Source organism: Streptomyces sp. HSW2009 (assembly GCF_040240285.1).
Classification (GTDB): Bacteria; Actinomycetota; Actinomycetes; order Streptomycetales; family Streptomycetaceae; genus Streptomyces.
Genome location: NZ_JBEHZD010000406.1, coordinates 1 through 7475, shown reverse-complemented (window position 1 = coordinate 7475; position 7475 = coordinate 1). Strand labels below are relative to the sequence as shown.

6 protein-coding genes are annotated in these 7475 nt (G+C 73.2%); 3 read left to right on the top strand and 3 right to left on the bottom strand.

All coding sequences use genetic code 11. The features are described from left to right. Positions 1–383: 383 nt before the first annotated feature. Genes AAHZ94_RS24720 through AAHZ94_RS24710 form a run of 3 tightly spaced genes read right to left on the bottom strand, consistent with a single transcriptional unit; the run spans position 384 to position 4322 of the window. Positions 384–1082 carry a TetR/AcrR family transcriptional regulator gene (locus AAHZ94_RS24720; protein WP_349995323.1) on the bottom strand — a complete coding sequence of 233 codons (699 nt, stop codon included), beginning with the start codon at positions 1080–1082 and terminating at the stop codon, positions 384–386. 44 nt (positions 1083–1126) lie between these two features. After that, positions 1127–3427, bottom strand: a complete 2301-nt coding sequence (locus AAHZ94_RS24715; RefSeq protein ID WP_349995322.1) for a YhgE/Pip family protein — start codon at positions 3425–3427, stop codon at positions 1127–1129. After that, positions 3399–4322, bottom strand: coding sequence for an ATP-binding cassette domain-containing protein (locus AAHZ94_RS24710; protein WP_349995321.1), 924 nt, complete (start codon positions 4320–4322; stop codon positions 3399–3401). Before AAHZ94_RS24710 ends, AAHZ94_RS24715 begins: the two co-directional genes overlap by 29 nt. A 450-nt stretch (positions 4323–4772) precedes the next feature. On the opposite strand from AAHZ94_RS24710, the gene AAHZ94_RS24705 reads away from it, so the two are divergent. The 3 genes from AAHZ94_RS24705 (at position 4773) to AAHZ94_RS24695 (ending at position 6887) form a co-directional block, all read left to right on the top strand. Continuing rightward, entirely contained in the window at positions 4773–5294 is a 522-nt protein-coding gene (locus AAHZ94_RS24705; RefSeq protein ID WP_349995319.1) for an SAV_6107 family HEPN domain-containing protein, read from the top strand. Positions 5295–5408: 114 nt separating this feature from the next. Next, positions 5409–6182, top strand: a complete 774-nt coding sequence (locus tag AAHZ94_RS24700) for a class I SAM-dependent methyltransferase (protein WP_349995318.1) — start codon at positions 5409–5411, stop codon at positions 6180–6182. A gap of 294 nt (positions 6183–6476) precedes the next feature. Next, complete coding sequence (locus AAHZ94_RS24695; RefSeq protein WP_349995317.1) at positions 6477–6887, top strand: SCO2097 family morphological protein; 411 nt, start codon at positions 6477–6479, stop codon at positions 6885–6887. Positions 6888–7475: the final 588 nt, after the last annotated feature.

The following is a 7475-nucleotide window of genomic DNA, read 5'->3' as shown; positions in this document are numbered from 1 at the left end:
CCGGGGGCCCCGCGCGGGGTGCACGCCCCGGGATGATCGGGCACGGGGGAGCACGGGGGAAGTACGGGGGAGCAACAGAGGCGCTGTTCCGGGGCCGGTCGAGGGGGATCGATCGGCGCCAGGACGGCGCCTTTCCCGTTCCCGTCCCGCTCCCTCCGCCCTGCTCAGTTCCGTCCCGCTCCCTCCGCCCCGCTCCGCGCCGCCCCGCTCCGTTCGGTCCTGCCCCGTACCGCTTGGCTAGGACCGGCCGCTGCTCGCCCGTCCGGCGCGTACCGGAGGACCCGTCCGCCTCACCGTCCGGCGTGCACCGGGCAGCGTGTCCCCGCCCGCCCGCCCGCCCGCCCGCCCGCCCGCCCGCGCAGCCGCGCGTCAGGCGTCGGCCGTCACCCCTCGGCGCCCTGGGGCACGTCCCCGGCGGTGCTCCGGCCGGTCGCCCCGGTGCCGGAGACTCGGCCCTGGACCAGCAGGGACAGGGCGGCGTGCACCTCGTCGATGGAGCGCTGCGGCTGGTACGAACGCCAGTCGAGCGCGGCCACCAAGACCATCCCGAACAGGGCCGAGGCGGTGAGACTGATGTCGATCTCCGCGCTCAGCTCGTCCTTGGCCACCCCGTCCCGCAGGACGGACTCGATCACGGCGAGCACCTGCGCCCGCACCACCATCAGCGTGGACTGCCACGCGCGGTTGGTGCGCCACAGTTCGGCGGCGTAGAGCTGGGTCAGCGCCGGGTAGCGGTCGATGAACACCAGGACGGCCCTGATCATCGCGTCCAGGGCGTCGATGCTGTTGCCCCCGCGCGCGGTGGCCTCGTCGGTGGCCCGTTGCAGGGCGTCCCGCAGCAGTTCGATGCCGTGCCGCAGCAACTCCTCGAACAGGACGGACTTGCTCGCGAAGTTGTAGTAGACGGTGCCCTTCGCCACCCCCGCGCGTTCGGCGATCTCCTCCACGGTGGTGGACGAGAAGCCCTGTTCGGCGATGAGCGTGACCGCGGCTTCGAAGAGCTTGCGCCGGGTGGTCTCGCGCCGCTTGTCGGAGGCCGTCCCCGCGGGCCGTTTCGGGGTGGGTGGAGCGCTGGTGTCCATGACCTCGATTCTGCCCGCCCGCGGGGACGGTGGGGCACCGTCGTTCACAGTGTGAGCTCCGGATGCAGCCGGTCCACCGACCACACCTGCTTGCGCCGGGCGGTCACCGTGGTCAGCGCGAGCGCGCCGAGCGTGAACGCCGCCAGCACCACGCTGCCCTGCCAGACGAGCGTCAGGTCACCGCCGGTGATCAGCCTGCGCAACGAGTCCACCACGTAGCTCATGGGCAGCAGCGGATGCAGCGCGTTGAAGAACGCCGGGCTGGTCTGCACCGGATACGTGCCACCGGCCGACGTCAATTGGAGCATCAGCAGGGCGAGTACGAGAATCCGTCCGGCCGGCCCGAAGCGGGCGTTGAGCCACTGCACGATGGCGGCGAAACAGCAGGTCACCAGCGTCAGGAAGGCGGCGGTCCCGGTGGCGCGCGCCATCTGGAGGCCGAGCCCCCAGTGCAGCACGGCCAGCAGGACGGCCGTCTGTCCCACGCCGATCGCGGCCACCGGCAGCCAGCCCGCCAGGGCGATCCGCACCGGCGCGGCCCCGGCCGCGAGCGCCCGCCGGTTCAGCGGCTGGATGAGCATGTACGCGACCATCACACCGACCCAGAGCGAGAGCGGGATGAAGTACGGGGCGAATCCGGTCCCGTAGTTCGGCGCCTTGTGCAGCGACTGGGCGGCCAGCTTGACCGGGTCGGCCATCACCTCCGTACGGGCGTCCCGCTCGTCCTTGCCCAGGTCGGGGATCTTGCGGGCCCCGTCGTGCAGCCCACCGGCCAGCTTCTCCGAGCCGTCCACCAGCTTGAACAGGCCGCCGTCGAGGTCGCCGGCGCCGGTGTACAGGTCATCGACGCCGGTGTGCAGCGAGGTGGCGCCGCTCTTCGCGCCGGTGAGGCCGGTGTGCAGTTCCGTGGCGCCGGTGGCGACCTGGTGGGCGCCGGCGTTCAGGGCGTTGATCTTGGCCACCGCGGAGTCGACGTCCTGGCCGAGCTGGGGCGCGTGCCGCGCCAGCCAACGCGCCTTGTCGCGGACGTCGCCCAGGTCGCCGGCGAGCGAGGCGAGCCCGGCGGTGTTCTGCTGCACCAGCGCGTTGAGGTCCTTGGCCACCTCGGCGGTGCTCCGCGCGGCGGCCACCGCGTCGCGGAGCGGTCCGCAGGCGGCGTCGTCCGGCACCGTGCTCGTCCCCGGGGCGTGCGGGGGCGCGGTGGGGGCGGCCGGCGCCTCGGCGCCCGTGCGGTCGGTGCCAGTGGACGGGGCGCCGGGCGGCGCGGTGGGATCGCCGTTGGTGGTGGCGTTGGTACTGGTACTGGTACGGGGACCGCTCTCGGTACGCGGGCTGGCGCTGGTGCCCGGGTGGGTCGGGCCGGGCGTCGTGGTGCCGTCGGCCGCGCACTGGGTGCGGTGGGCCGCGGCCAGTTCATCGGCCGCCGACCGTGCCTTGCCCGCCGCGGTCGCGGTGGTCGCCGGGAGCGTGCCGAGGTCGTCGCCGATGCGCTGCGAGGCGTCGGCGACCAGCTTGGCGGCCTTGCCGATCTCGGCGCCGTGCTCCTTGAGGAAGTCACGGGCGTGCGCGTTGTCCCGGTAGGCCGTGTTGACCTTGTCGGCAAGTTGCTGGGTGCCGGCGGCGACGTCCCCCGCACCGGTCTTGAGCCGGCCGGCGCCGGAGTGCAGCTTCGTCACGCCGCCCTTGAGCGACTTGCTGCCCTGCTCGGCCTTGTCGAGCCCCTTGTGGAGCTTGTCGGCACCGTCCTTCGCCTTGCCGATGCCGGTACCGAGATCGTCGGCGCCCTTGGCCGCGTCCGCCGTCTTGCCGTGCAGGTCGGAGAAGCTCACGAAGATCTTGTCGTAGAAACCGCGCGACGCTTTGGCCGACGCTGCGGCCCTGACCTCGGAGAACACGGTGCGCGAGATCGATCCCACGATGTAGTTGTTCGCGTCGTTGGTGTGCACCTGGAGCGCGCCGGCCTCCGGCGCGTCCCCCGCGCTCGACGCGATCCGGTCGCTGAAGTCGGTCGGCACCGTCAGCGACAGGTAGTACCGCCCCTTCTCCACCCCGTCGCGCGCCTGCTCCGCGCTGGTCTCCTGCCAGTCGAAGGTGTTGCTCTTCCGCAGGTTCTTGACCAACTCGTCGCCCACGGCCACCTTTTCGCCGTCGACCGTGGCCCCCGCATCGGCGTTGACCAGGGCGACCGGAAGCTTGTCCAGCCGCGTGTACGGGTCCCAGAACGACCACAGGTACAGCGCCCCGTAGAGCAGCGGCAGCAGCATGATCGTGACCAGTGCGACCCGCGGCAGCTTGCCCCGTCCGAACCGCCTGAGCTCAAGCGCGGCCAGCTTCGGCGATCGCATCGCACGTCCCTTCATCGGATGCCTGGTCCCGGTGTCCTGCGTGGCGCGCCGCGGGGGTGTGAAGCGCCGTTCCCGGCTGTGTCTCTGTCTTGGCCCGGGCCCCTGCCTGCGGCCCCGGCTGTGTCGCCGCCTCCGCCCGTTCGGCGCCGTCCGCCGCGGCCCCGCGCTCGGCCGGAGCGGTGGACACCACGACGGCGCCGGGCGGCGGCTCGCTGCACACCGCGAGCACCGTCGTGCCGCCGTCGGCGACATCCCGCAGCAGCGACCAGGCGCGTTCCCGATCGTCCGGCCCGAGCTTGAGGTCGAGGTCATCGACGGCGACCAGCCGGGGCGCGCCGATCAGGGCGAGCGCGACCGAGAGGCGCAGCGCCTCAAGCCGCTCCAGATCGCGTACGGCGGTACGCGGCCCCTTGGGCAACTCCGTCAGTTCCAAACCCACCCGGTGGAGCGCGTCCTCGATGCGGGCGCGCGATGCGGCGGCGCGCTCCCGGCGGGGCCGGAACAGACCGCGGACCGGGCCGTCGAAGCGGCGCGCGAGCAGGGCGCGTTCGTGCAGTTGCTCGGCGACGGTGAGGGCGGGTTCGAGGTCGCTGACGCCGGGTACGGGGCCGAGCCCGGTGACGCGGCGTACGGCCGCCATCTGCCGCGGCAGCTGGAGGCCGGCCACCTCGGCGCGGCCCGCGGCGATGCGCATCCGGCCGGTGAGCGCGAGGAGCAGGCAGGTGCGGCCCGAACCGGACGGGCCCACGACGGCGAGCAGGTCGCCGGGCTCGGCGGCCACGCTGACGTCACGGAACGCCCAGCCGCGCGGCCCGCGCACACCCAGCCCCTCGGCCGTGACGGCCGCCCCGGCCCGGGAGTGGACCTCCTCGGCGGAACGAGGGGAACGGAACACGAGACTCCTTTGATCTGACTGGTCAGTCTAAAAAGTATGCACGGCCGGATGTGGTGGGGTGCATTTGGGGTGGATCGCCGGGTCTGTTGCCGGATGCATAGGCAGAGGTGTCGCCGGGTGTCGGGTGTCGGGTGCCGGGTGCCGGGTGCGGGGTGGTGCGGGGCCGGTGCTGGGCGAGGGGGCGGGGGTCGGGCGGCCGGGCGGGGAATCGGCGCGATGTGATCGCCGTCCGCAGCGGGTGGTCGGTGCCCGGCCGCGCCCCGCTCACCAAGCGCCGCCGACCGCCTCCGTACGGCACCGGCAGCACCCGCCGCGACCCACCGTCAGATGCCGCCGCATCCCGCATCAGTGCAGGTCAGGGCCGATTGTCAGTGGTGTGCCCCACGATGGGCACATAAGGCGGTCCCAATACCACACGGTGGGCCGCCCGACGACGACAGGAGGTTCGTCATGGCCAGTACCGCCGCCGCACGACGGCACCGTGCCGCCGCTGCCCCTTCGTTGCCCGGCTCCGCGAGCGACGTCCACCCCGTCATCCGCCGCGCCACGGCCCCGCCCGCGGCCCTCGATCTGCTCACCCAGGCCCACCAGGGGCTGGAAGAAGCAGCCGTCCTCGCCGTCCCCAACGAGCGTTTCGCCACCGCGCACCTCGCGGCCCTGCGCACCGCAGCCGCCGTCCTCGCCGTCCACGGCCGACCCGAAACCAACCCCCGACGCAGGCAACGCATCCGCAGCGCCTGGGAAGTGCTTCCCGAGGTGACGCCCGAGCTGACCGAATGGAGCGCGCTGTTCGCCTCGGGCGCCGCCCGCCGAGCGCGGGCGGAGGCGGGCATACCGGGCGCGGCGAGCGACCGCGACGCGGATGACCTGCTGCGCGACGCCGGCATGTTCCTCCGCATCGTGGAACGCATGCTGGTGCTGCAACCCGTGCTGCCCCGGCAGGCGCCACGCGAGGACGCAGCGGAGCGCTGACCCGCACCGCGCCCGGACGCGGCTCCGGAGGCAATAGGCTGGGGCTCTACGACGTCAGTTTCTCGCCCGCACCGCCGCAGGCCGTGCGGGCACCGCGCCGAGGAGCCACCCGCTGTGTCAGACCCGATGCGCCCCCGTGCGTCCCTCCGTACCGCAGTGGTCTGGGAGGTGCTCAAGGACGCCCTGGACCGTCGGGCCAAGGCCGAGGTCCAGGGCGGCACGGGAGCGCGTGACGCCCTGGACGTCCTGGACACCGGCGGCGGCACGGGCAACTTCGCCGTGCCCGTCGCCCGGCTCGGTCACCGGGTCACCGTCGTGGACCCCAGCCCCAACGCGCTCTTCGCGCTGGAGCGCCGGGCCGCGGAGGCGGGCGTGGCCGACCGGGTGCGTGGCGTGCAGGGCGATGCGCACGGCCTGTTCGACGTGGTGGACCGCGGCGGGTACGACGTGGTCCTCTGCCACGGCGTCCTGGAGTACGTGGACGACCCGGCCGAGGGCGTGCGCAACGCCGTGGCCGCGCTCCGGCCCGGCGGTGTGCTCAGCCTGCTCGCGGCGGGGCTCGGCGGCGCCGTGCTCGCCCGCGCCCTCGCCGGCCACTTCACCGAGGCCCGGCAGGCGCTCACCGACCCGGCAGGCCGCTGGGGCGCCGGCGACCCGGTGCCGCACCGCTTCACCGCCGACCAGCTCTCCGAACTGGTGACGGCCGCCGGGCTGCGGGTCGGCGCGGTGCACGGCGTGCGCGTCTTCGCGGACCTGGTTCCCGGCGTCCTGGTGGACACCGAGCCCGGCGCGATGGAAGCACTGCTGCGCCTTGAGGCAGCCGCGGCGGAACAGCCCGCTTTCCACTCCGTCGCCACCCAGTTGCACGTACTGGCCGAGCAGCCGTGAATCTTGCCCCAACCGTCACTCGCGTGGACTAGCGCGCGACAAAGGTCGTGGGGCAGGCGTGCAGTCGGCCACAGGCCACCCGATCAGCCTGTTCCCCCCGTATGATCGAGGGCATACGGTCCGGCATGGCGGGTCGGCGGGTGGGGAATGGACGTCTCAGAGCCATCAGGCACCACTGCGGTACTGGTGGGTGAATTGGCGCAGAGGGGCGGGTTTCACGGGGGCGATTCCCTGCCTATCCTGGAAGGGTCGCACCCCGGTCGCCCCCCCGCGACCGACGAGTAGGAGGACTCCGTGCCGCTCTCGGAGCACGAGCAGCGCATGCTCGAGCAGATGGAGCGAGCGCTGTACGCCGAAGATCCCAAATTCGCGACGGCGCTTGAGGGTAGCGGCCTGCGTACGTACACCCGGCGACGGGTCTACCAGGCGGTCGCGGGTTTTCTGGCAGGCATCGCGCTCCTCATGACTGGGATGGTTGCCCAGCAGATCTGGATCAGCGTGGTGGGTTTCCTCGTCATGCTGGGCTGCGCCGTACTGGCCGTGACCGGCTGGCGCAAGGCACCCAAGCCGGGCGAGCAGGCGCAGGGCGGTGGCGGTGGTGGTGGCGCGGCTGCATCGCGCGGCCCAAATCGGCAGCAGCGTCGCTCGGTCATGAACCGCATCGAGCAGCGGTGGCAGCGCCGCCGCGATGAGCAGGGCCACTAAAGCGCCATCCGAAGCGTCACCAACACGGGGGTACGGGCCTCTCGTGCGGCGCCAGAACCCTCGCCGTCGCCCCGCTCGCGGGGCACCGGACGAGGCCGTTGAGCCACTGGGCACGACAAGGAGCTGTGGGCGGAGCATCTCGAAGGAGATGACCCCCACAGCTCTTTCGTTTGCCTGAGCCCGTCCCCGCTGTGTCGGGACTCTCCCCGGCTGTGCCTGGACGGGGCCGTCTTCTACGAGCCCTGCCCCGTTCGTTGCGTGCCCGGACCCGTCGCTCACGTGCCCGAGTGCGGGTGGCCCGTGCGGTCCCACCACCCCCGCGTGCCTCTGATGGACGAGTCCTCGGCCCCTGATCCGGCGCAGCAGGGTTCGACCCGTACCCGAACCCGGCCCCGGGCGGGCCGGCTCCCTGGGAGAGCCGGCTCCTCGGATGGGCCGGCTCCTCGGAAGGCTGGCCCCCGGGGGGGGGGGGGGCCCCCCCCGGGGCGGGGGCGGGGGCCCCCCCCCCCCCCCCGCCGGACGGCTCGCGCCGTGCGCACCGCTGATGGGGCTGGCATACGCGCTGGTCAGGAAGGTGTTCGTGCCGGT

Coding starts and splice junctions, on each gene's coding strand:
- AAHZ94_RS24720 (WP_349995323.1), bottom strand. CDS start 1,082: ATGGACACCAGCGCTCCACCCACCCCGAAACGGCCCGCGGGGACGGCC.
- AAHZ94_RS24715 (WP_349995322.1), bottom strand. CDS start 3,427: ATGCGATCGCCGAAGCTGGCCGCGCTTGAGCTCAGGCGGTTCGGACGG.
- AAHZ94_RS24705 (WP_349995319.1), top strand. CDS start 4,773: ATGGCCAGTACCGCCGCCGCACGACGGCACCGTGCCGCCGCTGCCCCT.